The sequence below is a fragment of the Pseudomonas yamanorum genome (assembly GCF_900105735.1).
Lineage (GTDB): Bacteria > Pseudomonadota > Gammaproteobacteria > Pseudomonadales > Pseudomonadaceae > Aquipseudomonas > Aquipseudomonas yamanorum.
Map to the genome: position 1 here is coordinate 1,952,870 of NZ_LT629793.1, position 25,323 is coordinate 1,978,192.

Below are 25,323 nucleotides of genomic sequence, written 5' to 3' on the forward strand. Positions count from 1 at the left end.
TAGGTGGCGCATACCCGAAGAGGGGCATGCGCCAGCCGGTTACAGATCGTGATGCAAGTACGCCGCCTCTTTGGGCAGGCGCAAGCTGAACAGGAACGCCACCGCCATCATCGCCGTGACGTACCAGTAGAAGGTGTTCTCCATGCCCATGGACTTGAGCCCCAAGGCCACGTATTCCGCCGAACCACCGAAGATCGCGTTCGCCACCGCATACGCCAGGCCCACGCCCAATGCACGCACTTGCGGCGGGAACATCTCGGCTTTCACCAGGCCGCTGATGGAGGTGTAGAAGCTCACGATGGCCAGGGCCAGGGTGATCAACACAAAGGCCAGGAACGGACTGCTGACGGTTTTCAGGGTCAACAGGATCGGCACGGTGCAAAGCGTGCCCAGGGCACCGAACCACAGCATCGAGTTACGGCGGCCAATCTTGTCCGCCAGCATGCCGAACACCGGCTGCATGCACATGTAGAAGAACAGCGCGCCGGTCATGATGTAGCTGGCGGTCTTGGCGTGCATCCCGGCGGTGTTCACCAGGTACTTCTGCATGTAGGTGGTGAACGTGTAGAAAATCAGCGAACCGCCGGCGGTGTAGCCGAGCACGGTGATAAACGCGGCCTTGTGATCGCGGAACAGCGCGGCAATGCTGCCGGCGTCCTTGTCTTCACGCATTTCCTTGCTGGTGGTTTCTTTCAGGGTGCGACGCAGCAGCAGCGAGATCACCGCCGCAATGGCGCCGATCACAAACGGAATCCGCCAGCCCCAGGCCCGCAGTTCATCTTCGGTGAGGATCTGTTGCAGGATCACCACCACCAACACCGCCAGCAGTTGCCCGCCGATCAGGGTCACGTACTGGAACGAGGCAAAGAACCCGCGCTGGCCCTTGAGCGCCACTTCACTCATATAGGTAGCGGTAGTGCCGTATTCGCCGCCTACCGACAGGCCCTGGAACAACCGGGCCACCAGCAGCAAGGCCGGGGCCCAGGCGCCGATGTCTTTATAGGTGGGCAAAAAGGCGATGACCAGGGAGCCGGCGCACATCATCAGCACCGAGATCATCATCGAATTCTTGCGACCGTGTTTATCCGCCACCCGGCCGAACAGCCAGCCGCCGATGGGGCGCATCAGGAAGCCGGCGGCGAACACGCCAGCGGTGTTGAGCAGTTGCACGGTGGGGTCGTCCGACGGGAAAAACGCCGGGGCGAAATAGATGGCGCAGAAGGCATAGACGTAGAAGTCGAACCATTCGACGAGGTTGCCGGAAGAGGCACCGACAATCGCAAAAATCCTTTTGCTGCGTTCTTCTCCGGTGTAGTGGCTGGTTTTTGTTGTCATGTTTTTTCACTCAGTGGGAACGGTTATAGCCTAGACATACTTTGCAACAACCATGTTCCGCAAGCAGACTTTTGGATATTTGTTGCCTGTGCCGGCCTCATTGTGGGCAAACCCGGCTCCCACATTTGGAATGCATTCCCCTGTGGGAGCCGGCTTGCCTGCGACAGGTCCCCAGCCAACTCAATAATCGAAGAACACCGTCTCCTCGTCTGTGCCCTGCAAAATCACATTCCACTGATACACACCCGTCGCATCCGCCTTGGCGATCAACGTGCGCCGGCGTTCCTGCGGCACACACGCCAACAGCGCGTCATCGCCATTCGCCGCCTCACCGTCAAAGTAAATCCGCGTCAGCAGGTGCTTCACCAACCCACGGGCAAACACCAGCACCACCAAATGCGGCGCCTGGGTCGTGCCCTTCAACCCCGGCACACTGCCCGGCTTGATGGTGGTAAACCTGAAACGCCCTTCGGCATCCACCGGCACCCGGCCAAAGCCTTCGAAGTTCGGGTCCACCGGCTTGTCCTGATCATCCTCAGGATGGTCGTACTTGCCGGCCGCATTGGCCTGCCAGACTTCCAGCATGGCGTCGTTGACCACATCGCCGTTGCCATCCACCACCTGCCCGGTGATCGCCACGCGCTCACCGAGGGTGGCGGCAACGGTGAGGTCTTCGCGGTTCAGCCAGGTCAGGCCGATGTGGTAATACGGCCCGACGGTGTGGGAAGTAGTCGCGTTGAGGCTCATCTCATTTCTCCATCGGCGTGGCGTCGCGGCCGCGCAGGACGATGTCCCAGCGGTAGCCGAGGGCATAGTGCGGAATGGTTTTTTCCAGGTCGAAACTGGCGATCAGGCGTTCCTTGGCGGACGTGTCCGGGACGCAGTTGTAGATCGGGTCGTAGGCCAGCAGCGGGTCGCCGGGGAAATACATCTGCGTCACCAACCGCGTCAGCACACTCGGGCCGAACAGCGAGAAGTGGATGTGCGCCGGGCGCCACGCGTTGTGATGGTTGCCCCACGGGTAGGCGCCGGGCTTGATGGTCTGGAACTGGTACCAGCCCTCGGCGTCGGTGACGGTGCGCCCGGTGCCGGTGAAGTTCGGGTCCAGCGGCGCGTCGTGCTGGTCGCGCTTGTGGTTGTAGCGGCCGGCAGCATTGGCCTGCCAGATTTCCACGAGGATGCCGGGCACGGGCAAGCCGTTTTCGTCCAGCACACGCCCGTGAATGATGATGCGTTCGCCCTGGGGCTCGCCTTCATGCTGGGCGGTCAGGTCGTTGTCCTTTTCGTTGATGCGCTCGGCGCCGATAGTCGGGCCGGTGATTTCCGACAAGGAATGGGGCAGGAACACCAACGGCTTGGACGGCGAACGCAGGTTCGTCGACTGGTAGGCCGGGTGCAGGTAATCAGGCTGAGTACCCGCTTGCGGGCGCCGGTATCCGGGCTTGTCACTCATGGAGCAATCCTCTTTCTTCTTGTGGGTCTCAAACGCGTTCGATCGCCAGGGCCAGGCCTTGGCCAACACCGACACACATGGTCGCCAGGCCTTTGCTGCCGCCAGTTTTTTCCAGCTGATGCAGGGCGGTCAGTACCAGACGCGCGCCGCTCATGCCCAGCGGATGGCCAAGGGCAATGGCGCCGCCGTTCGGGTTGACCTGCGGCGCGTCGTCGGCAATCCCCAACTCGCGCAGTACGGCCAAGCCCTGGCTGGCGAAGGCTTCGTTGAGCTCGATCACATCAAAATCGGTGACCGCCAGGCCGAGGCGCTCCACTAGTTTGCGCACCGCCGGCACCGGGCCGATGCCCATGACGCGAGGCGCCACACCGGCACTGGCCATGCCCAGCACACGAGCGCGAGCGGTCAGGCCATGTTTTTTGACGGCTTCAGCGGAGGCCAGGATCAGCGCCGCGGCGCCGTCGTTCACACCCGAGGCGTTGCCCGCGGTGACAGTCTTGTCAGGGCCGTTGACCGGCTTGAGTTTGGTCAGGGCTTCCAAAGTGGTATCGGCCCGCGGGTGCTCGTCGTGCTCGACCAGGGTTTCGCCTTTTTTATGGGCGACACGCACCGGCACGATTTCTTCGGCGAAGAAGCCGGCAGCCTGTGCAACAGCGGTACGTTGCTGGCTGCGCAGAGCGAAGGCGTCCTGATCGACGCGGGAGACTTTGTAATCTTCGGCCACGTTGTCGGCGGTTTGCGGCATCGGATCGACGCCGTACTGGGCCTTCATCAACGGGTTGATGAAACGCCAGCCGATGGTGGTGTCTTCCAGCTTCATGTTGCGCGAGAACGCCGCATCGGCCTTGCCCATCACAAACGGTGCGCGGGACATCGACTCAACGCCACCGGCAATCGCCAGCTCCATTTCGCCGCTGGCGATGGCGCGGAAAGCCGTGCCGATCGCGTCCATGCCCGAGGCGCACAGGCGGTTCAGGGTGACGCCGGGAATGTTTTCCGGAAGGCCCGCCAACAATGCTGCCATGCGCGCCACGTTGCGGTTGTCTTCACCGGCCTGGTTGGCGCAGCCGAGGAACACTTCATCCACCGCGTTCCAGTCCACCGATGGGTTGCGTTCCATCAGCGCCTTGATCGGCAGTGCCGCCAGGTCATCGGCACGCACGGTGGACAAGCCACCGCCAAAACGGCCGATGGGGGTACGAATGGCGTCACAGATAAATACGTCGCGCATCAGGCTTCTCCGGGGGCTTGGCCGTGGGCCGCAGCAGTGCGTGCCTCAAGGTCGCGCAGGGCGGTCAGTTCAATCTCGGTAGGTTCGGCGCTGGTGGTCACCTGGTCGGCAAAACGAATCGCCCAACCGGTGGCGGCCACCACTTGCTCACGGGTTACGCCGGGGTGCAGGGCGGTGACGACAAACTCGTGGCTGCCCTCCTCCGGTTCCATGATGCACAGGTCGGTAATGATGCCTACCGGACCGGCGCCTGGCAGACCCAGGCGTTTACGTGAGTCGCCGCCTTCGCCGTGGCCAACCGAGGTGATGAAGTCCAGCTTGTCGACAAACGAACGCGCCGACTGCTTGAGGATGATCAGCACGCTCTTGGCGGAGCCGGCGATCTCCGGCGCGCCACCGGCACCCGGCAGGCGCACTTTGGGCTGGTGATAATCACCGACCACGGTGGTGTTGATATTGCCGAAACGGTCGACCTGAGCCGCACCGAGGAAGCCGACGTCAATGCGCCCGCCCTGCAGCCAGTAGCGAAAAATCTCACCGGTAGGCACCACGGTGTCTGCGGTTTCCGCAAGCTCGCCGTCGCCGATGGACAGCGGCAGCACGGATGGCTTGGCGCCAATCGGGCCGGACTCATAGATCAGCACCACATCCGGCGACGACGTCAGGCGCGCCAGGTTGGCAGCCTTGGAAGGCAGGCCGATGCCAACGAAGCACACCGAACCGTTCTTCAGGCGGCGCGCGGCGGCGACGGTCATCATTTCATTGGTGGAGTAAGCCATTATTTGGCCTCCTGCGCGGTGGCCAGCTTGGCCTGGAATTCACTGAAGTTGGCGGTGCCGTGGATGTATTCGTTGATCCACGCAGTAAACGTCTCACGGTCCCGGGCAATCGGGTCCCACGCCTGGTAGAAGCGGTTGTCACGTTCGGTGTAACCGTGGGCGTAGGACGGATGCGCGCCACCCGGCACATGACACACGGCAGTCAGGGCCCAGGTCGGCAGGACGCAGGCGTTCATCGGTGCCTTGAGGTCATCGACGATTTCTTCGACGGTGACGATGCAGCGCTTGGCCGCCAGGGCCGCTTCTTTCTGCACCCCGAGGATGCCCCAGAGCAACACGTTGCCCTTGCGGTCAGCCTTTTGTGCGTGGATCACGGTGATGTCCGGGCGCACCGATGGCACGGCAGCCAGCACTTCGCCGGTGAAGGGGCAAGTCACGGTCTTGATCAGCGGGTTGACCTTGGGCAGGTCGGAACCGGCGTAGGCCCGCAGCACCGCGAATGGCAGGCCGGAGGCACCGGCGACGTAGGCATTGGCCAGGTCGGCGTGGCTGTGTTCTTCGATCTCCAGCGGTTGCGGCCATTGCTTTTCAACCGCGTCCCGCAGGCGATGCAGGGAGCCCACGCCCGGGTTGCCGCCCCAGGAGAAAATCAGCTTGCGTGCACAGCCCGCACCGATCAACTGGTCGTAAATCAGGTCAGGCGTCATGCGCACCAGGGTCAGGTCTTTCTTGCCCTGACGAATGATTTCATGACCCGCCGCCGTAGGGATCAGGTGAGTAAAGCCTTCCAGTGCAACGGTGTCACCGTCATTCACGAACTGCTTGACCGCATCAGCCAGCGAAAGGATTTCAGCCATGGGGTTGGGCTCCCGGTATCGATCGAAAAAGGCGCTGGGGGCAGCGCCGAAGTGCTTGAAGATTAAGCCGGGGGTTGAGGCCAAACAATCCGATAATCGACTGAGTGTTCGATTATCGAACGGATTGTTGTCTTGCTATCGGTCCGCCTCAGGTGGCGTCCGCATGACTGACCATGCCCTTGATCACCACCGCGGTGGTGGCCAATGCCGCTGGTATCACCAGTGCCGTCAGCACCTGTTCGAAGTTCCAGCCCAGGCCCAGCAAGGTTGCGCCCATCCATGCACCGAGGATCGCGCCAAAACGGCCGATGCCGAGCATCCACGACACACCGGTGGCACGGCCCTGGGTTGGGTAGAAGCGTGCGGCCAACGATGGCATCGCCGATTGCGCACCGTTGACGCACATACCGGCGATCAGCACCAGGGTCGCCAGCAGCGTGATATTGCCCAGGCTCTGCCCCACCGCGTAGGCAAACACCCCGGCCAGCAGATAGAAGGCGCCGATGACCTTGTGGGGATTGAACCGATCCATCGCCCAGCCCACGCCGACTGCGCTTAGCACGCCGCCGAACTGGAATAACGCACCGATAAATGCGGCCTGTTCCATGCTGGCGCCGCTGTCACGCATGAGGGTCGGCAGCCAACTGGTCAGCAGGTAAACAATCACAAGGCCCATGAAATAAGTCAGCCACAACAGCAAGGTGCCGGCGCTGTAGGTGCCCGAGAAGATCACCGCGAACACGTTGCGCGCCTTGACGGTTTTTTGCTCGGGTACGCTGAAGCTTGAGGCTTGGGCGACGATGCTGGGCTCGATGGGCGCGAGGGTCTTGCGCACCTTGTCGGTGCCGCGATTGCGCACCACCAGGTAACGCGCCGACTCCGGCAGCCAGAACAGCAACACCACCGCGAGGATCAACGGCAAGATGCCGCCGATCATCAGCAGGCTGTGCCAGCCAAAGGCCGGGATCAACTTGGCCGAGATAAACCCACCACCGGCCATGCCCAGGTTGAAGCCGCAGAACATGCTGGTCACCAGCAGCGACTTATGGCGCTCCGGGGTGTATTCGGAGAGCAGCGTCGTGGCATTCGGCATGCCCGCGCCCAGGCCCAGGCCGGTGAGGAAACGCAGGATCAGCAGTTGATCGACGTTGCTGCTGTAGGCCGATGCCAGGCTGAAGGCACCAAACACCAATACCGCCCCCACCAGCACCACCTTGCGTCCGAAGCGGTCGGCGAGTGGGCCGGAGCCGAGGGCGCCAAAGACCATGCCGATCAACGCGGCGCTCATCACCGGGCCGAGACTGGCGCGGTCGATGCCCCAGTCCTGGGACAGCGCCGGGGCAATAAAGCCCATGGCGGCCGTGTCGAGGCCGTCGAGGAAGACGATGAGAAAACACAGGATCACCACCCGCCACTGATACCGCGACAGCGGCTGGGCGTTGATGAAGGACTGAACGTCCAGGCAAGTACCGACAGCAGGTGAAGGCTGATTCATTATTTTTATTTCCACACCGATGGGCGGGCGAACGACCTTGAGTCGTCATTATTATTGGGGCGGCGCCTTGAAGCGCTGCCGCACATTAATAAGCCTTGGGAAACACCGTCAATTCATCCAGCCGGGATCTGTGCGGTCACCGAACAGCTTACGCAAACAGCTGGGCACTCAGCTCCTGGCTGGCGCTGAGCATGCTTGGCAGAAAACGCTGCTCCAGCTCACTGCGGCTGACCCGCCCGGCATGGGTGCTGACGTTCAGCGCAGCCAGAACCTGGCCGGAAGCGTCGTACACCGGCACAGCGATGGAACGCAGGCCTTGTTCCAGTTCCTGGTCGACAATGCACCAGCCTTGTTGCCGCACTTCCTGCAGGCATTCGAGCAAGGCTTGCGGGGTGGTGAGGGTGCGGCTGGTCTTGGTTTGCAGGTCGGCGTGGTCGAGGTAGTCCTGCAGCGAGGCATCATCCAGCGCCGCCAGCAGGATACGGCCCATGGAGGTGCAGTAGGCCGGGAGACGGCCGCCCACGGAAAGGTCGATGGAAATCAGGCGCTGGGTGGTGGCGGAGCGGGCAATGTAGAGGATGTCATCGCCTTCCAGGGTCGCCATGTTGCAGGCTTCGTGGAGTTGCTCGCTCATGCGGTCCAGGTAGGGTTGGGCGGAAACCGCCAGGGGCGTGGACGACAGGTACGCGTGGCCGAGGGTCAACACCTTGGGCAGCAGCGAATAGGTACGCCCGTCGGTGGTGGCATAGCCGAGTTTGATCAGGGTATGCAGGCAACGACGTACGGCGGCGCGGGGAATTTCCGTGCGGTGGCTGATCTGGGCGATGGTCAGGTGGCGCTTGCGTTCCTGGAACGCCTGCACCACGGCCAGGCCACGGGCCAGAGAGGTCATGAAGTCCGGATCACCGGTAAACGCCTGGATACGCTTGGCCGGTGACGCAACGATCGGCGGCGCCACTGATGCGAAGGAGTTGCGCAATTGATCGTTCATTTGGGGTCCTTTCTCTTATTTTTAACCGCTGCGGGGGTGAGCGCTATTACAAGCCGCCGTGCAATTGATACACAAGGCAGCGAGGCCAACATTGGGCGATTATCGGACGACCATTCGATTATCGCAATTTTTCACTGCCGGCTGGTGTCGGATCCGGATCGTCCACCAGGGTGGCTTCTCAAGCGACTTTCAGAATCGGCTGATGTACGAGAGAAGTTAAGATTTATTTACCGCGTTTAGAAAGCTTCACCATTTATGACGCCAATAGTTCAGCAAGTACCTCACCTGCGCGCGTAACAAAACTCTCACACAAAGTTGACGATTTTTAACTTGATCGCGATAGTGTTATTCAAACGCGTCGCTATAATGCATCCTGTGTAGAGGCCAGTCGTCTCGCCCTCGAGGACGAACCTCACCCAGCCGTGTACCGGCTTTGTGCAAGCTGCGCCGCAAGTACCTGACACTCATTTCAAATGCCTGCCAACTGCTTGTGGTTGTGAACAAGAAAACTGTTGCTACGACAGCTGTTCTTCTCCGGCATCGTGGCCGCGTGCAATAAAGAAGTGGTTTTTCCTGTATACCTTCACACGCTGATCTTTCGGGTTGATGGTATACCGGGGCGACTTCCCGGCATCGCGCTTCGCCGGAATCAAACTCAACTCAATTAGGTAACAATGTGACGAAAGACGAACTGCGCGCGGAACTTGAGCGCCAGGAACAACGTTACAAGGATGTTTACGGCGGGGAAGTCACCACCTACGCCGCCCAACCAGAACCTGAACGCAAGCCATGGCGCAAACGAGCCAGTCTGCTCGACCAGGCCTTTGCCCAGGAAATCCAAAAGATTGAACAGGACCTCAAAGCCGAAGAGCCATAAGCGATTCGGATTGAGCTTCCAGAGGTGCCATCTCTCTGCCAGTACCGCGCTGGCGGAGGGAAGCGCCTAATGGCGTCTTACCGAAATTTCATACAATTGTTTCAGATGCTTCCTTCCAGCGGTTTAAGCCGCACATTTAAAGCATCCTCCTTATAAATCAACCACTTGCCAAAGCCCCGAAAACACCGGGATACGCCCCTCCCCGCCATTTTTTTTCGTTGAAGAATGTTACCGATGAGCAGCTAGTGCATTGATTACCGATGTTTTCTGGCATAATCGCGCCCCCTTACGACCGGGTCAGAAAACCTTCATGATCGATTTATTCAGCGGACTGGATGCTTGGGTTCTAGTGAGCCTGTTGCTCGCCCTGGCCTTTGTCCTCGCCTTCGAGTTCATCAATGGCTTTCATGACACCGCTAACGCGGTTGCCACAGTCATCTATACCAAAGCCATGCCTCCGCATCTGGCCGTGTTCTTCTCCGGGGTGTTCAACTTCCTCGGCGTGTTGCTCGGCGGTGTCGGTGTTGCATATGCCATCGTGCACTTGCTGCCGGTGGAGTTGCTGATCAATGTGAACACCGGCCACGGTCTGGCCATGGTCTTCTCATTATTGGCCGCGGCGATCACCTGGAACCTCGGCACCTGGTATTTCGGGATCCCGGCGTCCAGTTCCCACACCCTGATCGGCTCGATCCTCGGTGTCGGCCTGGCCAACGCCCTGATCAACGACATTCCCCTGGCTGACGGCGTGAACTGGCAGAAAGCGATCGATATCGGTGCCTCGCTGGTGTTCTCGCCGATGGCCGGTTTCGTGGTGGCAGCCCTGGTGCTGCTCGGCCTGAAGTGGTGGCGCCCGCTGTCAAAGATGCACAAGACACCGGACCAGCGCCGCAAGCTCGACGACAAGAAGCACCCACCGTTCTGGAACCGCCTGGTACTGGTGATTTCGGCAATGGCCGTGAGCTTCGTGCACGGCTCCAACGATGGTCAGAAAGGTATCGGCCTGATCATGCTGGTGTTGATTGGTATCGTCCCGGCGCAGTTCGTACTGGACTTGGGCAGCACCACTTACCAGATCGAGCGTACCCGCGACGCGACGCTGCACTTGAATCAGTTCTACCAGCGTAATCACGAAACCCTCGGTGAGTTCCTCGCTCTGGGCAAGAGTGTGAAAGACGATTTGCCGGGCAAGTTCCAGTGCAATCCGCAGCAGACTGAACCGACCATCAACGCCCTGCTGGATACATTGAAGGGGGTCTCTGACTACCATTCGTTGACTGCCGAGCACCGCATTGAAGTGCGTCGTTATCTGTTGTGCCTGGATGACACCGCGAAGAAGGTGGGCAAGTTGCCTGGCCTGGAAGCGCGTGAGAAGTCGGACCTGGACAAGTTGCGCAAGGATCTGACGGCTACTACCGAATATGCACCGTTCTGGGTGATCCTGGCGGTAGCGCTGGCCTTGGGCCTGGGCACCATGGTGGGCTGGAAGCGTGTGGTGTTGACCATTGGTGAGAAGATCGGCAAGCAAGGGATGACGTATGCCCAGGGCATGTCGGCGCAGATCACCACGGCCAGCATGATTGGTTTGGCTAACATCTTTAGCCTGCCGGTTTCCACGACCCATGTGTTGTCTTCGGGTGTGGCCGGGACCATGGTGGCTAACAAGAGTGGGCTGCAAGGCGGTACCGTTAAGACCATTTTGATGGCTTGGGTGTTGACCTTGCCGGCGACTGTGGGCCTTTCGGCCGGGTTGTTCTGGTTGGCTTCCAAGGCTTTGGGTAGCTGACAGATCTTTGGCTTGTGAAGAGGGTGCGACCTGTGAGGGTCGTGCCTTTTTTTGTGGCTGGGGTTTGGGTGTATATCCGTTATTTGGGTGATGGCCACTTATGGTTCCGCTCTTACAGCGGCTCACTTTTGAAGAGCGCAAAAGTAAGCAAAACGCTCTTGCCCCACCACTCGGCTCCTCGCTTAGGCTCGGTGTGCCCTCACTCCGGCTTTGGACCGTGGGCCGCCGCGATGGGCCATCCTTGGCCCAGCGCGGCTAACCCGGCGTCCTGCCGGGTTACCCACGCTCCAAAGCCTGCGTTCGGCCAGCGTGGTTTAACGGGGCGCCTAAGATCAAAATCAAGATCAACAGCAAGAGCACAGCGGCCTACCGGCCGGCTTGAGTGTTGAAGAGCAAAATCAAAAGCTAAAGCGGGCACGGTCAAATGTGGGAGCTGGTTTGCCTGCGATGGCATCACCTCGGTGTGTCTGAAAAACCGAGTTGTCTGCATCGCAGGCAAGCCAGCTCCCACAGAAAAACAGAGCCACCCCGCCCGTAGCAGCTGTCGAGCGCCAGCGAGGCTGCGTGCTTTTGATCTGCTTTTGACTTTGATCTGCGGGCCCCGTTAACCACGATGGCCGCAAGTAGGCACGGTGGAGCCTGGGCGAGGCACCGAGTGGTGGGGCAAAGCGTTTTTTGGTTACTTTTTTAGGCGTTTGTAAAAAAGTGGCTCGCTGTAAGAGCGAAACCATAAGTGGCCGTTACCTAAATAACGGATATACACCCACACCCCACCACTAAATCCAAAACAAAAAAAAGGCGACCGAAGTCGCCCAAAATGCCTTGCGTGCTCATGTATCCCGAAAAGACCTAAGGCTTCTTACGCTTGTTAGCGTCTTTCCAGATAAAAATTCCAAACCCTACAAAGAACATCACCATGAGGCCAACCGTCAGCACTCCGGCAAATACCACATTATCGAAAAACATGACCGGCCTCCTGCACTTGCCCTGTTGCGATAGGGCTAAGTTAACCAAGAAGACGAAAGAAGAAATTGACGAGGATCAATGTCGCCCGCGACGGGGCGTAAAGAAGGGAAATAACTGACCTGCATCAAACGATGCAGGCTATATCAACGCTTTTTCGGTTTGTTTTTCGGCTTTTTCTTGGCCTTACCCAACGGCATCGCCTGCTCAAACGCCTGACGCACTTCATTCAGTCGTTTGTCATTCAGATCATGGACACGTTTGGCCCGTTCGGCATTCAGGTCTATCAGTTTGTCATCGTCACTCATGGCTTGGCTTACGTAATGGCTGGGATGCCCCAATAATGCGTCCTGCGCCAATCCCACGTAAACAAAATCGGTGTCATCCCGCGCATTTGCCCGCAAAATCACCCCATCCCAACCCTCACACAGAGCGTTCGACGTGGCACTGCACAAGGACCTTCCCCCACTCCTGGCCCTGCGCGCCTTTGAAGCCGTGGCCCGGAATCTGAGTTTTATCAAGGCTGCCGCCGAACTGTCGGTGACCCAAAGCGCCCTCAGCCATCAAGTGCAGAAGCTCGAACAACATCTGGGCAAGCCTCTATTTGTCCGACGCACCCGCGCCATCGATCTGACCGAAGACGGCCAACACTACTACGACCAAATCCGCCCCGCCCTCGACGTCATCGCCGCCGCTACCCGCCAGCAACAAATACCACCCGCCACCAGCGTGCTGCGCGTCGGCCTGCTCGCCTCGTTCGCCACCTTGTGGCTGGCGCCGCGCCTGGCCGGGTTTCTTAGCCGCTACCCGCACATCCAGGTGGAGTTGGTACCCGCGATTCAACTGGCAGATGTCGCCGCCGCCGAGGTCGACCTGGCGATTCGCTACGGCAAAGGCGACTGGGCCGACGTGCAGGCCACCCGCTTGATGAGCGAAACCCTGTCACCGGTTTGCAGCCCAGCTTTCAAGGCCAGCCTACTGGAGAACGGCCCCCTGCTGATGGCCACCTCGCACCGCCCTTTCGAGTGGACCGACTGGTCCCGGCATTACCAAGTGGATGTGGAGCACTACCCCAAGGCACTGTTACACGACTACAACATCGTGGTGGAAGCTGCCGTCGCCGGCCAGGGCATCGCCATGGGCCGCCACCGCCTGATCGAGCGCAGGTTGAAGGACGGCACATTGGTGGAAGCCTTCGACCAGCCGCCCTACCACAGCGAGATCGGTTACTGGCTGATCACCTCGCAAGGCGGTACCAGCCAAGCGGCCAACTGTTTCAGTGAATGGCTGCGGGAAATCTGTGCTGACGCATGAGTTATTTCGATACGTCGAGTGAGATCTATCCGTTTGTCGACCCAAACCACGCCGCCCATGCTGAAGACTCTTCCCAAGAGGATTCAACATGAGCCACTCCATCTCGCAACGCGTACAAGCCCTCGGCCTGAGCCTACCAACACCCAGCCAGCCGATCGCCAACTACGTCAATTACGTGATCAGCCAGAACCAACTGTTTATCTCCGGCCAAATTCCGCTGCTGGACGGCAAGCCGACGTACATTGGCCGACTCGGCGAGTCCATCAGCGAAGACGAAGGCGCTAAAGCCGCCGAACTCGCTGCGCTGGGCCTGCTCGCACAATTGAGCGATGCCTTGGGCGATGACCTGTCGCGGCTGGTGCGCATCATTCGGTTGGGCGTGTTTATCGCCAGCAGCGGTGATTTCCAGCGCCAGGGCGCAGTGGCCAATGGCGCCTCGAACCTGCTGGTGAACGCCCTTGGCGACAAAGGTCGCCATGTCCGTACTGCCGTGGGCGTCGCCAGTTTGCCAGGCGGCGTGGCAGTGGAGGTTGATGCCATTTTCGAGCTGCAGCCGTGACCGCGCTGTCCCTGACCGAGGTCCGGGAGCTGCGGGACGAAACGCCGGGCTGCCAGTCCGGCATCGTCCACTTCAACCACGCCGGGGCCTCCTTGCCAAGCCAGGGGACGCTCGACGCAATCATTGACCAGTTGCAACGCGAAGCCCGTGACGGCCCGATGGAGGCCGGCGAGCACGGGTCGCTGCTGGCGGAGAAAGCCCGTCGCGCGGCGGCGCAATTGCTCAACGCCCCCGTGTCATCGATTGCCTTCGCCAGCAGCGGCTCGACCGCCTGGAGCATGGCGTTCCAGGCGCTGGGCCCATGGCACCCGGGCGACCGCATTCTGGTGGGCCGCCACGAATGGGGCGGCAACCTGGCGAGCATGCAGACGGCCGTGCAAGCGGGTGCGCACGTGGAGGTAATCCCTTGCGATGAAACCGGCGCGGTGTCCGTCGCCGGCCTGGAAGCCATGCTCGACGCCCGGGTGCGGTTGATCGACCTGACCTGGCTCCCCGCCAACAGCGGCTTGATCAACCCTGCCGAGGCCATCGGCGCGCTGGCCAAGCGTCATGGCATCGCCTACTTCATCGACGCCGGACAAGCCATCGGCCAGGTGCCGGTGGATGTGCAAACGCTGCACTGCGATGTGCTCAAGGGCGCCGGGCGCAAGCATCTGCGCGGCCCACGCGGAACCGCATTGCTGTATGTGCGTCCGGATTTTCTTGAACGTTTGAACCCAGCCCAGCGCGATGTGTTTTCTGCGCCCTGGAGCCCTGCGGGTTTCGACTTGCGCAACGACGCCCGGCGCTTTGAAACCAGCGAAGTGTCATTCGCGTTGCTGGCAGGCCTGGGCAATGCACTGCAGGAGGTCAATCGACTGGGCGTTGAGCGGATTCGCCGGACGGTTCGGCTTCTAAGTGACACGATCCGCGAAGAACTTAGCGGGATCGAGGGGATTACCGTGCATGATTTGGGCATTGCCGGAAACCAGTCAGGCCTGATCGCCTTCAACCTGGCCGGCTGGGACGCCTTTGAGCTCAAGCGGCGCATGGGGCTCAAGCGGATCAACATCGGTGCCAACGGCGTGCCCTACACCCCGCTGGACATGCAGGCGCGCGAGCTGGACAGCGTGGCGCGAATCTCCGTGAGCTACCTCAACACCGCGCACGATATCGAGCAACTGGTAGCCGCCCTGCACGAACTGCGGGATTAAACCTCGACGTCCACCCACAGGCCTTGCCGTGGCGCATCTTCAATCAGCGGCACCACCGGCACGGTGTTGTCGGCGTTGAGTTCGTCGCCGGGAATGGCCAGGTGCTGCTCCGAATCCTCATCGGCTTCGCGGCGGCGCTTTTGCTGTTCCTGCTGGCGTCGCTGTTCCTCGCGCAGCAACAGGGCTGCTTCCTCGGGGTCGCGCTTTTGCAGGTCGATGGTGCTTTCGTTGGAGCCTGGTTGAACCGGCGCCACAGGCGGGATATCCGGTTTCTGGCGCACCGGATCAAGCTGCGACGTGACCGGCACAACACTCAAGGGCAGCATGGGTGGCAGCATATTAATAGTCTCCTGTTCAGCAGACTGTCGGCTGCGTGGGTGACGACTTGAGCGTCAAGCCGCCAACTTGTGAACCAATCGTCATCTATCCGACGAACATACAGCCCTTTTTCTTGCCGCTTGTAGCTTAAAGCTTGAAGCTGCACCTATTCCTTTTGGTCTGGAAGCCGTGTTCCGTTAGAATAGTCGGCTTTTTCACGGCGGGAGTCAGGCAGCATGGCGCAGCAGTATCAACCGGGGCAACGCTGGATTAGTGACAGCGAAGCAGAGCTGGGGTTAGGCACCGTTCTGGCACAGGACGGCCGCTTGTTAACCGTGCTCTATCCGGCCACTGGCGACACCCGCCAGTATGCGCTACGGAATGCGCCCCTCACTCGCGTGAGGTTTTCGCCGGGTGACACCATCACCCATTTCGAAGGCTGGAAAATGACCGTGCAAGAGGTCGACGATGTCGACGGCCTGCTGGTCTACCACGGCCTCAATGGGCAGAACGAGCAGGTCACCCTGCCGGAAACCCAACTCTCGAACTTCATCCAGTTCCGTCTGGCCAGCGACCGTCTGTTCGCCGGCCAGATCGACCCGCTGCCCTGGTTCTCCCTGCGCTATCACACCCTGGAACACACCAGCCGCCAGTTGCAGTCCTCGCTTTGGGGTCTGGGCGGCGTGCGTGCGCAACCGATCGCGCACCAGCTGCACATCGCCCGTGAAGTTGCCGACCGCATCGCGCCGCGTGTTCTGCTGGCGGACGAGGTGGGCCTGGGCAAGACCATCGAAGCTGGCCTGGTGATCCATCGCCAGTTGCTGTCCGGTCGCGCCAACCGCGTGCTGATCCTGGTGCCGGAAAACCTCCAGCACCAGTGGCTGGTGGAAATGCGCCGCCGCTTCAACCTGCAGGTGGCGCTGTTCGACGAAGAGCGCTTTATCGAAAGCGATGCCACCAACCCGTTCGAAGACACCCAGCTTGCGCTGGTGGCCCTGGAATGGCTGGTGGACGACGAGAAAGCCCAGGACGCGTTGTTCGCCGCCGGCTGGGACCTGCTGGTGGTCGACGAAGCTCACCACCTGGTCTGGCACGAAGAAAAAGCCAGCCCCGAATACTCGCTGGTGGAACAACTGGCCGAAGTGATTCCCGGTGTACTGCTGCTCACTGCAACCCCTGAGCAATTGGGCCAGGACAGCCACTTCGCGCGCCTGCGCCTGCTGGACCCGAATCGTTTCCACGACCTGCACGCCTTCCGCGCCGAGAGCGAAAACTATCGCCCGGTGGCCGAAGCCGTTCAGGAGCTGCTGGACAAGGGCCGCCTCTCGCCCGCCGCCCACAAGACCATCCAGGGTTTCCTCGGCGACGAAGGCGAAGCGCTGCTGACCGCCGTCAACGATGGCGATGCCGAAGCCAGCGCCCGTTTGGTACGCGAACTGCTCGACCGCCACGGCACCGGCCGCGTGCTGTTCCGCAACACCCGCGCCGCCGTACAAGGCTTCCCGGAGCGCAAGCTGCACGCCTACCCGCTGCCGTGCCCGGACGAATACCTCGAACTGCCCCTGGGCGAACACGCCGAGCTGTACCCGGAAGTCAGCTTCCAGTCCCAGCCGGATGTGGATGAAGAACAACGCTGGTGGCGTTTCGACCCGCGCGTCGAGTGGCTGATCGACCAGCTGAAAATGCTCAAGCGCACCAAAGTCCTGGTGATCTGCGCCCACGCCGAAACCGCCATGGACCTGGAAGACGCCCTGCGCGTGCGTTCCGGTATCCCGGCCACGGTGTTCCACGAGGGCATGAACATCCTCGAGCGCGACCGCGCCGCTGCTTACTTTGCGGATGAAGAGTTTGGCGCCCAGGTGCTGATCTGCTCGGAAATCGGCAGTGAAGGCCGCAACTTCCAGTTCTCCCACCACTTGGTGCTGTTCGACCTGCCGTCCCACCCGGATCTGCTGGAACAGCGGATCGGCCGTCTGGACCGGATCGGCCAGAAGCATGTGATCGAACTGCATGTGCCGTACCTGGAAACCAGTCCGCAAGAGCGGCTATTCCAGTGGTACCACGAAGCGCTGAACGCGTTCCTCAACACCTGCCCGACCGGCAACGCCTTGCAGCACCAGTTCGGCCCGCGCCTGCTGCCGCTGCTGGAAAATGCCGACGACGGCGAGTGGCAAGCGCTGATCGACGAAGCCCGTGCCGAGCGCGAGCGCCTCGAAGCCGAACTGCACACCGGCCGCGATCGTTTGCTGGAGCTCAACTCCGGCGGTGCCGGTGAAGGTGATGCGCTGGTGGAAGCCATCCTCGAGCAAGACGACCAGTTCACCCTGCCGATCTACATGGAAACCCTATTCGACGCCTTCGGCATCGACAGCGAAGACCATTCGGAAAACGCGCTGATCCTCAAGCCCAGCGAAAAAATGCTCGACGCCAGCTTCCCCCTGGGCGACGACGAAGGCGTGACCATCACCTACGATCGCAACCAGGCGCTGTCCCGCGAAGACATGCAGTTCATCACCTGGGAACACCCGATGGTGCAGGGCGGCATGGACCTGGTGCTGTCCGGTTCCATGGGCAACACCGCCGTGGCGCTGATCAAGAACAAGGCGCTCAAGCCGGGCACCGTGTTGCTGGAACTGCTCTACGTCAGCGAAGTGGTTGCCCCGCGTTCGCTGCAATTGGGCCGTTACCTGCCGCCGGCTGCGCTGCGTTGCCTGCTGGATGCCAACGGCAATGACCTGTCGGGCCGCGTGTCATTCCTGACCTTGAACGACCAGCTGGAAAGCGTGCCCCGGGCCAGCGCCAACAAGTTCGTCCAGGCCCAGCGCGACCAGCTGACGCCACGGATCAACGCCGGCGAAGAGAAGATCGCCCCGCGTCACGCCGAGCGTGTAGCCGAGGCTCAACGTCGCCTGGCGGCGGACACCGACGAAGAACTGGCGCGCCTGACCGCGTTGCAAGCGGTCAACCCGACCGTGCGTGACAGCGAACTGGTTGCCCTGCGCCAACAGCGCGAGCAAGGCCTGGCCATGCTCGACAAGGCGGCGCTGCGACTGGAAGCGATTCGGGTATTGGTCGCGGGCTAACTTCGCCGCCCTACCCTGCCAAACAAAAAGGCCCGCGTAATGCGGGCCTTTTTTATTCACTGGGTTTCATCGGTGACCCTGATGCCCTCATCGCGGGCAAGCCCGGCTCCCACAATGACCGTGTACATCAGCGACAACTCGGTCAACTGTGGGAGCTGGCTTGCCTGCGATGGCCTTACCTCGGTCTCAGGCAGTAACCGCCGTAGCCGGCACCTCCACCACCCCCAACCCATCCTTCATCCGCTTGGCATCGCGCACAAAACTGCGGGACGCCTGGAACAGAAACAGCATGGTCAGAAACAGCGCCACCGGAATCAGGTACATGGCATCGTGCAAGCCTATGGCTTTATAAGCCTCGGTCATCTGCTCCGCCCCCGCCGCATACATCGCCGAATGGGCAAAATGATCCGACAGCCCGCCCACCACAATCGGCCCCATGCCACCGCCCAGCAAATACAAGCCGGCGAAGAACAACGCCATCGCCGTGGCCCGCAGGCGCGGCTCGACCACGTCCTGGATCGCCGTGTACACGCAGGTGTAGAAGTTATAGGCAAACAGCCAGCCCACACTGAACAACGCCACAAACACACCAATCTCGATCCGCCCGGCGTGCAACGCCCAAGCAGTGGTGACGGTAGAGATGATCAAGCTGCACGCCGCGAACAACAACCGGCCATTCGCGATGCGTTGATGGATCTTGTCGGCAATCCAGCCGCCCAGGGTCAGGCCCACCAGGCCGGTAATACCGACGATAACACCGGTGGCGACTGCCGCATCCTGTAACGGCAGCAGGAAATAGCGCTGCAGCATCGGCACCAGGAACGAGTTGCAGGCATAGGTGGCGAAGTTGAAGCACAAGCCTGCCAGCACCAGCCATAGAAACGTCGGCACCGCCAGCACCCGGCGAATCGGCCGGTCGACTTTCTCCTGGGAGACTTGCACGGTTTCTGCGGCGCCGCGCTTGGGCTCCTTGATGTAGAACATGAACACCGCAAGAATCAGCCCCGGCACCGCGGCAATAAAGAACGGCGCACGCCAGCTGTCGAACGCCTTGACCATCGCACCAATGGTAAAGAACGCCAGCAACAGGCCCAAGGGCAGGCCCAGCATGAAGATCCCCATGGCCCGCGCCCGGCGGTGAGCCGGAAACAGGTCACCGATCAGCGAATTGGCCGCTGGTGCATAACTGGCCTCGCCGATGCCGATGCCCATGCGCACCAGCAAAAACGTCCAGAAGCTGCCCACCAGACCGTTGACCGCCGTCAGGCCACTCCACGCCGCCAGGCCCCAGCCCATGAGTTTGCTGCGCGAGCCGGTATCGGCCATGCGCCCGAGGGGCAAGCCGGCAATCGCATAAACAATGGTGAACGCAGTGCCGATGATGCCGAGCTGGAAATCGCTGAGGTGCCACTCCATGCGGATCGGTTCGATGATAATCGCGGGGATGGTGCGGTCGAAAAAGTTGAACAGGTTGGCCAGGAACAACAGGAACAGAATGCGCCAGGCATTCGCCGCTTGGGTCGAGTTCTGCATGGGTCCGTCTCTTTTATTGTTATGTGAGCCGCGATGCCAGACGCATCCTGAGCCCGGAACCTGCAATCTAGTCAGCCCCGTGGGGATTGTCTGTAATGATTCGTAAGTCTGATGTCACTCCATCGGGCGACTCGGGCTGTCATCCCTAATCATTTAGTTCTAGTTATTTATAAACTCATCGCCAAATGATTAGAAGCAATCTGCCATCAGCCCTTGTAACCCGCTCACGCTCTCTATACTGAAAGACGCAGTCAGACTAAAACTCTGTGACGGGACATGCTATGGAATGGCTTGGTTTGCATTTTTTTACCGACCTTCCGGACAGCGGGCACTTATTACTCAATTGCAGTCATAACCCCTTTCTGGTGCTTCTGGCTTACGTGGTGGCCTGTGCAGCGGGCTTCGGCACCCTGGACATGGCCGAGCGGGTCGGCCATGTCGACAACCCCAAGGCTCAACGGCACTGGCGCTGGGTAGGTGCGGGCTGCCTGGCAGGCGGAATCTGGTCGACCCACTTCATCAGCATGCTGGCCTTCCAGGCGCCTATCGCAATTCACTACGAATTGATCATGACGTTCGCCTCGCTGCTGATCGCCCTGATCGCGTCGCTGTTCGCCATGCAAACCCTCAGTCACCCCAGGCTGCGCCTGCACCAATATGTGCTGGCATCGGTGTGGATGGGGCTGGGCATTGCGTTGATGCACTACGTGGGCATGTCGGCCATGCGCTCCGAGGCGGGCGTGTATTTCGAGACCGGGCTGTTCCTGGCCTCGGTGTTGATCGCCATCGGCGCCAGCCTCGCGGCGTTGCTGCTGTCGTTGTACTTGCGCAACGGCACCGGCATGTTTCATCAATTACTTAAGTACGCCGCCAGCCTGGTGCTCGGCGCCGGCATTATCAGCATGCACTTCACCGGCATGGCGGCCATGCAACTGCTGGTGCCCGAGGACCTTGTTCCGTCGGCGCTGCCCGTGGACAACAACCCCATCCAACTGGGCCTGCTGGTAGCGGTCATCGCCTTGCTGGTGATCGGCAGCAGCATCAGCGCTGCGCTGGCAGACAAGAAGCTGCAACACAAGGAAACCGACCTGCGCCGGGTCAATGCACTGCTCACCGAACTCGACCAGGCCCGCGCCTCGCTGCAACAGGTGGCGCACTACGACGCCTTGACCAGCCTGCTCAACCGCCGCGGCTTCAACCAGATCTTCGCCGAGAAGCTCGCAGAAAAAACCGCCACCGACGGCATGCTGGCGGTGATCTTCCTGGATATCGACCACTTCAAGCGCATCAACGACAGCCTCGGCCATGACGCCGGCGACGAATTGCTCACGGTGCTGGCCGGCCATATCAAAAGCTCGGTACGCAGCCACGACGACGTGGTCGCGCGGTTTGGCGGTGACGAGTTCTGCATCCTGATCAGCATTCACCATCGCGATGAAGCGCGGCACATGGCCCAACGCATCATGCAGAAAATGAAAGACCCCATCGAGTTGGCTGGCCGGCGCATGGTGATGACCACCAGCATCGGCATCAGCCTGTTCCCCGAAGACGGAAAAACCAGCGAGGAGCTACTCAAAACTGCCGACCTGGCGTTGTATCAGTCCAAGGATACCGGGCGTAACAACCTGAACTTCTTCAGCTCCAACCTGAAAACCCGGGCTTTCCTGGAACTGCAACTGGAGGAAGAACTGCGCGCCGCGCTGCGGGGCAAAAACGAGCTGGTGCTGTTTTATCAACCGATTCTTGACCTGAAAAAAGGCCGGATCACACGCCTCGAAGCCCTGGTGCGTTGGCAACATCCCCAACACGGCTTGCTGACCCCTGACCGGTTCATTGGCATTGCTGAAAACAATGGCCTGATTGCCGAACTGGATCACTGGGTCCTGCGCCAGGCCTGCCACGACCTCAGCCTGCTGTCGGAGCAGGGTCATACGGAATTGATCATGGCGGTCAATTGTTCGGCCTTGAACCTGACTCGTGACGAACTGGCCGATGAAATCGAAAACGCCCTGCGCTTCGGCGGGATCGCCGCCAATCGCCTGGAACTGGAAGTGACCGAAAACGCCCTGATGGGCAATATCAGCAGCACCCTGGCACTGCTGCGGCAAATCCGCGCATTGGGCGTGTCGCTGTCCATCGACGACTTCGGCACCGGCTATTCGTCCCTCGCCTACCTCAAGCGCCTGCCGCTGAATACCTTGAAAATCGACCGCTCGTTTATCCAGGACATTCCCAAATCCGCCACCGACATCGATATCGTCCAGGCCATTATCGGCATGGCCCACACCCTGCATCTGCAAGTCGTGACCGAAGGCGTAGAGACCCTGCAACAATTGGAAGTGGTACAAAAACACGGCTGTGATTTCGTTCAGGGTTACTTGCTCAGCGCTGCGGTACCGATGAGTGACATCAGCGCAGTGATCAAAGGCCTCGACCAGCACAACATGTTCAGCCTGCTGGGCCTTACAGGCAGTGAACCCGCCCCCAAAGACCCGCCTTCGGGCCGTACGGGCCCCGCCTCCATCGTCAGGCCAATTCGCTGACGCCGAAAATTTGGCAAATCGCCATCACTTCACTAAAGAATCCCGACGAACGGCCGATTCATCAGAGTCCGGCCAGGATTTCCCCTTAAAACCCTAGGGTTAAACCCTCCCGCCCAGGACCAGGACGCACTGTAAAGTCGCGATCTCTCATTCCGTGATGGCCACTTGATACCTCTTCAGCCATCCGTCCAGGCACATGGCGCACAATGACTTCTAAAAATAACTCTGCCACCGCGGTATCCGACGTGTTGCTGACAGCCCCTGCGGAAAAACCCTCAGGCTCAAAGTCATTGAGCACCGCCCGCCCACTGGCCACCCAGCAGTACCTGTACTTCACCGAGACCAACACCGACCGCATCCTCGACAACCTCGACGGCCTGCGCGACATGGTGTTCCCGCGCGCACCGCACCTGGAAGTCGACAGCGAACTGCGCAACGAGCAGGAATTCCCCTCGGTGTGCCTGATCGGCCTGGGCCGCTGCGGCTCGAACATTGCCCTGGATGTGGCAGAGCTGGTGTACAACGCCCGCAAGTTCTACCTCAACGAATTCAGCAACGAAGACAAATCCACCGACAAGGGCTACCGCCCCGCCCAGTGGATTCGCAACAACCTGCGCCTGGGGTCGAACAAAGGCACCAAGCCGGTGTTCCTGGTCGAGCCGCTGGTGATGCTGGGCGACCTGGACAAGGACATCGCCGGGCGCATCCGTTTCTCGCGCAAGGGAGAGAAAAGCGGTTTCCTGCGGGACTACAGCAAGATGAAAATCATGGACCTCTCGGAAGTCCATGCCGGTGGCGCCGGTAACGCGCCGATCCTTGGCCAGTACCTGGCCAAAATCATCCTCAACAAAGACACCCAGCGCTTTTCCAGCCCCGACTGGAAGATGATCCACTCGTACCTGATCGACTCCTGCGGCATCAAGGCCAACCAGTCCCGCCTGTACTTCTCGATCTTCAGCGCCGGCGGCGGTACCGGCTCGGGGATGGCCTCGGAGTTCGGCCTGGCCCAGCAGCACTCGTACATGAACAAGACGTTCGACACCAAGCCCGCCGACGAACATGACAGTAAAAGCGGCCACGCCTTTGTGTTCGAGCCGATCTTCACCAGCGGTATTTGTGTGCTGCCGAACATCTCCGATCACCGCAGTGAAATGTCCGAGGCGCTGCACATCAACGCCGGGCGGCTGCTGTGCAAATACCTCTCGGAAGAATGGGATTTCTCGTACAACTTCGACAATGAAGACAGCAGCGAGGCCAGCGTGAAAGGCCGCATCCGGCCGTGGAACGCGATGATGCTGATCTCCAACGACATCATGCGGTATGCCGAAGAAAGCGATGACGGCAACATCCAGAACATTGATGTCAATGCCATGGAGAAGCACGCCAACCAGTACATCTCACAACAGATCTTCAACATTCTGACGGCCCAAGCGGTTACCACCGACTACGACCAGACCTACTTCCGTCGGGCCGGGATCGACATCGGCGAGACCATCCGCCTGGATGCCAACGACCTGTTTATGAGCCTGGCCGGCCCGGTGGCGATTGCGTATGCCGAATCGGTGGTGCCGGAAACGCCCGCGCCTTCGAGTGACAAGTTCAAGGTGTTCGAAAAAGAACCACAGCGGCTGAATATCGATGACTTGTTTTTCCGCTCCATTGACCTGCCGCATTTCAACAAGGTGACCCAGGCGATCGAGGGCATCAGCCTGTTGCCGATTGAGTCCAAGCGCTACAAAGCCTCCTTGGAGCAGTACAAGAATTCCGGGTATGACGCGGCGGCGTTGCATGACCTGCACTTCTTCAAGAACTGCTCGTCGGTGGTGTCGATTGTGTCGTTGCCCAAGGATTACAAGCTGTCCTATATGGACCTGAATCGGCTCAAGACGCACCTCAACAGTCTGTTTCCCAACACGACGCTCAAGCGGTATGCGCTGGTGATCGGGGCGTCGGCCAACTTGTCGCTCACGACCTTGATCGCTAAGAGTCCGTGTTTGTCGGATGATTTTTTGACGTTGATCGTGGCGTTTATCAAGCGCTGCTTTGCGAGGAATCCGTATCGGTTTGATGACACGCTGGATAACTCGATTCTGGATTTCATCATCCATGAGGATTTTGATGAAGACCGGATTGATGAGCTGCTCAATGAGTTTGAGAACCCGGCGAAGATCCTGGACACCAACTGGTATGCCATCAAGCCTATGTATGAGAAGAAGTATCGTGAGTTGATCAACGACAAGGACAAGTTTGTCTCGATCAACGATATTCGGCTGTCGCGGGATTGTGTGAAGAAGGCGATCAAGTACCTGCGTGAGATTTATCGTCACCGGATTGGGAAGACCAAGGTTATTTCGCTGAATAACCATACCGGGAAGACGGCGTAGGCTTTGTTGTTGCTGGGGTGGGGTGTATATCCGTTATTTGGGTTGGGGCTGATATTGGTTCCGCTCTTACAGCGGCTCACTTTTGAAGAGCGCAAAAGTAAGCAAAACGCTCTTGCCCCACCACTCGGCACCTCGCTAATGCTCGGTGTGCCCTCACTCCGGCTTTGGACCGTGGGCCGCCGTCATGGGCCATCCCTGGCCCAGGACGGCTAACCTGGCGTCCTGCCAGGTTACCCACGCTCCAAAGCCTGCGTTCGGCCAGCGTGGTTTAACGGGGCGCCTAAGATCAAAATCAAGATCAAAAGCAAGAGCACAGGGGTACCGGCCGGCTTGAGTGTGGTGAAGCAACAGCAAAATCAAAAGCTAAAGCTAAAGCGGGCACGGTCCAAATGTGGGAGCTGGCTTGCCTGCGATAGCATCAACTGGGTGTACCTAATACACCGAGGTGTCTGCATCGCAGGCAAGCCAGCTCCCACAGAAAAGCAGATCTGCATTCGCTCTGGCTTTTAACACTCAAGCCGGCCGGGAGGCCGCTGTGCTCTGCTTTTGATCTGCTTTTGATTTTGATCTGCGGGCCCCGTTAACCACGATGGCCGCAAGTAGGCACGGTGGAGCGGGTAAACCGGCAG

20 protein-coding genes are annotated in these 25,323 nt (G+C 60.1%); 8 read left to right on the top strand and 12 right to left on the bottom strand.

Annotated features, from left to right (window positions below; genetic code table 11):
* Nucleotides 1-39: 39 nt before the first annotated feature.
* The 8 genes from BLU46_RS09465 to pcaR all read right to left on the bottom strand — a co-directional run bounded on the left by BLU46_RS09465 (nucleotide 40) and on the right by pcaR (nucleotide 8,141).
* On the bottom strand, nucleotides 40-1,335 hold the full coding sequence (locus BLU46_RS09465; protein ID WP_063032788.1) for an MFS family transporter: 1,296 nt from the start codon (nucleotides 1,333-1,335) through the stop codon (nucleotides 40-42).
* A gap of 180 nt (nucleotides 1,336-1,515) precedes the next feature.
* Entirely contained in the window at nucleotides 1,516-2,082 is a 567-nt protein-coding gene (pcaG, locus tag BLU46_RS09470; protein ID WP_093200950.1) for a protocatechuate 3,4-dioxygenase subunit alpha, read from the bottom strand.
* Nucleotide 2,083: 1 nt separating this feature from the next.
* Complete coding sequence (pcaH, locus tag BLU46_RS09475; protein ID WP_093200953.1) at nucleotides 2,084-2,788, bottom strand: protocatechuate 3,4-dioxygenase subunit beta; 705 nt, start codon at nucleotides 2,786-2,788, stop codon at nucleotides 2,084-2,086.
* A gap of 28 nt (nucleotides 2,789-2,816) precedes the next feature.
* A complete protein-coding gene (gene pcaF, locus BLU46_RS09480) occupies nucleotides 2,817-4,022 on the bottom strand; it encodes a 3-oxoadipyl-CoA thiolase (protein WP_172834581.1) in 1,206 nt (401 codons plus the stop codon).
* Nucleotides 4,019-4,801: a CoA-transferase subunit beta gene (locus tag BLU46_RS09485; protein WP_172834582.1), complete on the bottom strand. Its 783-nt coding sequence runs from the start codon at nucleotides 4,799-4,801 to the stop codon at nucleotides 4,019-4,021. The genes pcaF and BLU46_RS09485 overlap by 4 nt, the downstream gene beginning before the upstream one ends.
* On the bottom strand, nucleotides 4,798-5,655 hold the full coding sequence (locus BLU46_RS09490; RefSeq protein WP_063032796.1) for a CoA transferase subunit A: 858 nt from the start codon (nucleotides 5,653-5,655) through the stop codon (nucleotides 4,798-4,800). Before BLU46_RS09490 ends, BLU46_RS09485 begins: the two co-directional genes overlap by 4 nt.
* Before the next feature lie 148 nt (nucleotides 5,656-5,803).
* Nucleotides 5,804-7,150, bottom strand: coding sequence for an MFS transporter (locus tag BLU46_RS09495; RefSeq protein WP_093200962.1), 1,347 nt, complete (start codon nucleotides 7,148-7,150; stop codon nucleotides 5,804-5,806).
* A gap of 148 nt (nucleotides 7,151-7,298) precedes the next feature.
* Nucleotides 7,299-8,141 (bottom strand): pca regulon transcriptional regulator PcaR, encoded by an 843-nt coding sequence (gene pcaR / locus BLU46_RS09500; protein ID WP_093200967.1) that lies wholly within the window; start codon nucleotides 8,139-8,141, stop codon nucleotides 7,299-7,301.
* Between the two features lie 676 nt (nucleotides 8,142-8,817).
* Between pcaR and BLU46_RS09505 the strand changes: the two genes are divergently transcribed.
* A complete protein-coding gene (locus tag BLU46_RS09505; protein ID WP_003219834.1) occupies nucleotides 8,818-9,018 on the top strand; it encodes a hypothetical protein in 201 nt (66 codons plus the stop codon).
* A 310-nt stretch (nucleotides 9,019-9,328) separates the two neighbouring features.
* Nucleotides 9,329-10,804 (top strand): inorganic phosphate transporter, encoded by a 1,476-nt coding sequence (locus tag BLU46_RS09510; protein WP_063032797.1) that lies wholly within the window; start codon nucleotides 9,329-9,331, stop codon nucleotides 10,802-10,804.
* 849 nt (nucleotides 10,805-11,653) lie between these two features.
* On the opposite strand, the gene ccoM is transcribed toward BLU46_RS09510, so the two are convergent.
* Both ccoM and BLU46_RS32840 read right to left on the bottom strand, forming a co-directional pair.
* The gene (ccoM, locus tag BLU46_RS33430; RefSeq protein ID WP_010176679.1) at nucleotides 11,654-11,770 is read right to left on the bottom strand and encodes a cytochrome c oxidase subunit CcoM; all 117 of its coding nucleotides are present in this window, start codon (nucleotides 11,768-11,770) and stop codon (nucleotides 11,654-11,656) included.
* A gap of 143 nt (nucleotides 11,771-11,913) precedes the next feature.
* Nucleotides 11,914-12,222, bottom strand: coding sequence for a hypothetical protein (locus BLU46_RS32840; RefSeq protein WP_157721295.1), 309 nt, complete (start codon nucleotides 12,220-12,222; stop codon nucleotides 11,914-11,916).
* On the opposite strand from BLU46_RS32840, the gene BLU46_RS09530 reads away from it, so the two are divergent.
* From BLU46_RS09530 to BLU46_RS09540, 3 genes are all read left to right on the top strand, one after another.
* Nucleotides 12,209-13,081 (top strand): LysR substrate-binding domain-containing protein, encoded by an 873-nt coding sequence (locus BLU46_RS09530; protein WP_093200976.1) that lies wholly within the window; start codon nucleotides 12,209-12,211, stop codon nucleotides 13,079-13,081. The two genes, BLU46_RS32840 and BLU46_RS09530, sit on opposite strands and share 14 nt — an antisense overlap.
* Before the next feature lie 88 nt (nucleotides 13,082-13,169).
* Nucleotides 13,170-13,640 carry a RidA family protein gene (locus BLU46_RS09535; protein ID WP_017479348.1) on the top strand — a complete coding sequence of 157 codons (471 nt, stop codon included), beginning with the start codon at nucleotides 13,170-13,172 and terminating at the stop codon, nucleotides 13,638-13,640.
* Nucleotides 13,637-14,833, top strand: a complete 1,197-nt coding sequence (locus BLU46_RS09540; RefSeq protein ID WP_408003271.1) for an aminotransferase class V-fold PLP-dependent enzyme — start codon at nucleotides 13,637-13,639, stop codon at nucleotides 14,831-14,833. The genes BLU46_RS09535 and BLU46_RS09540 overlap by 4 nt, the downstream gene beginning before the upstream one ends.
* On the opposite strand, the gene BLU46_RS09545 is transcribed toward BLU46_RS09540, so the two are convergent.
* Nucleotides 14,830-15,171: a hypothetical protein gene (locus BLU46_RS09545; protein WP_063032805.1), complete on the bottom strand. Its 342-nt coding sequence runs from the start codon at nucleotides 15,169-15,171 to the stop codon at nucleotides 14,830-14,832. The two genes, BLU46_RS09540 and BLU46_RS09545, sit on opposite strands and share 4 nt — an antisense overlap.
* Nucleotides 15,172-15,387: 216 nt before the next feature.
* Here BLU46_RS09545 and rapA point away from each other — a divergent pair, with 216 nt between their 5' ends.
* Nucleotides 15,388-18,234 carry an RNA polymerase-associated protein RapA gene (gene rapA, locus BLU46_RS09550; RefSeq protein ID WP_063032807.1) on the top strand — a complete coding sequence of 949 codons (2,847 nt, stop codon included), beginning with the start codon at nucleotides 15,388-15,390 and terminating at the stop codon, nucleotides 18,232-18,234.
* A gap of 186 nt (nucleotides 18,235-18,420) precedes the next feature.
* Here the strand turns inward: rapA and BLU46_RS09555 are convergent, their stop codons facing one another.
* The gene (locus tag BLU46_RS09555; protein ID WP_063032809.1) at nucleotides 18,421-19,767 is read right to left on the bottom strand and encodes a spinster family MFS transporter; all 1,347 of its coding nucleotides are present in this window, start codon (nucleotides 19,765-19,767) and stop codon (nucleotides 18,421-18,423) included.
* A gap of 281 nt (nucleotides 19,768-20,048) precedes the next feature.
* Between BLU46_RS09555 and BLU46_RS09560 the strand changes: the two genes are divergently transcribed.
* Nucleotides 20,049-22,310 carry a putative bifunctional diguanylate cyclase/phosphodiesterase gene (locus BLU46_RS09560; RefSeq protein ID WP_063032811.1) on the top strand — a complete coding sequence of 754 codons (2,262 nt, stop codon included), beginning with the start codon at nucleotides 20,049-20,051 and terminating at the stop codon, nucleotides 22,308-22,310.
* 206 nt (nucleotides 22,311-22,516) lie between these two features.
* A complete protein-coding gene (locus BLU46_RS09565; protein WP_093200981.1) occupies nucleotides 22,517-24,694 on the top strand; it encodes a hypothetical protein in 2,178 nt (725 codons plus the stop codon).
* The last annotated feature ends 629 nt before the right edge of the window (nucleotides 24,695-25,323 follow it).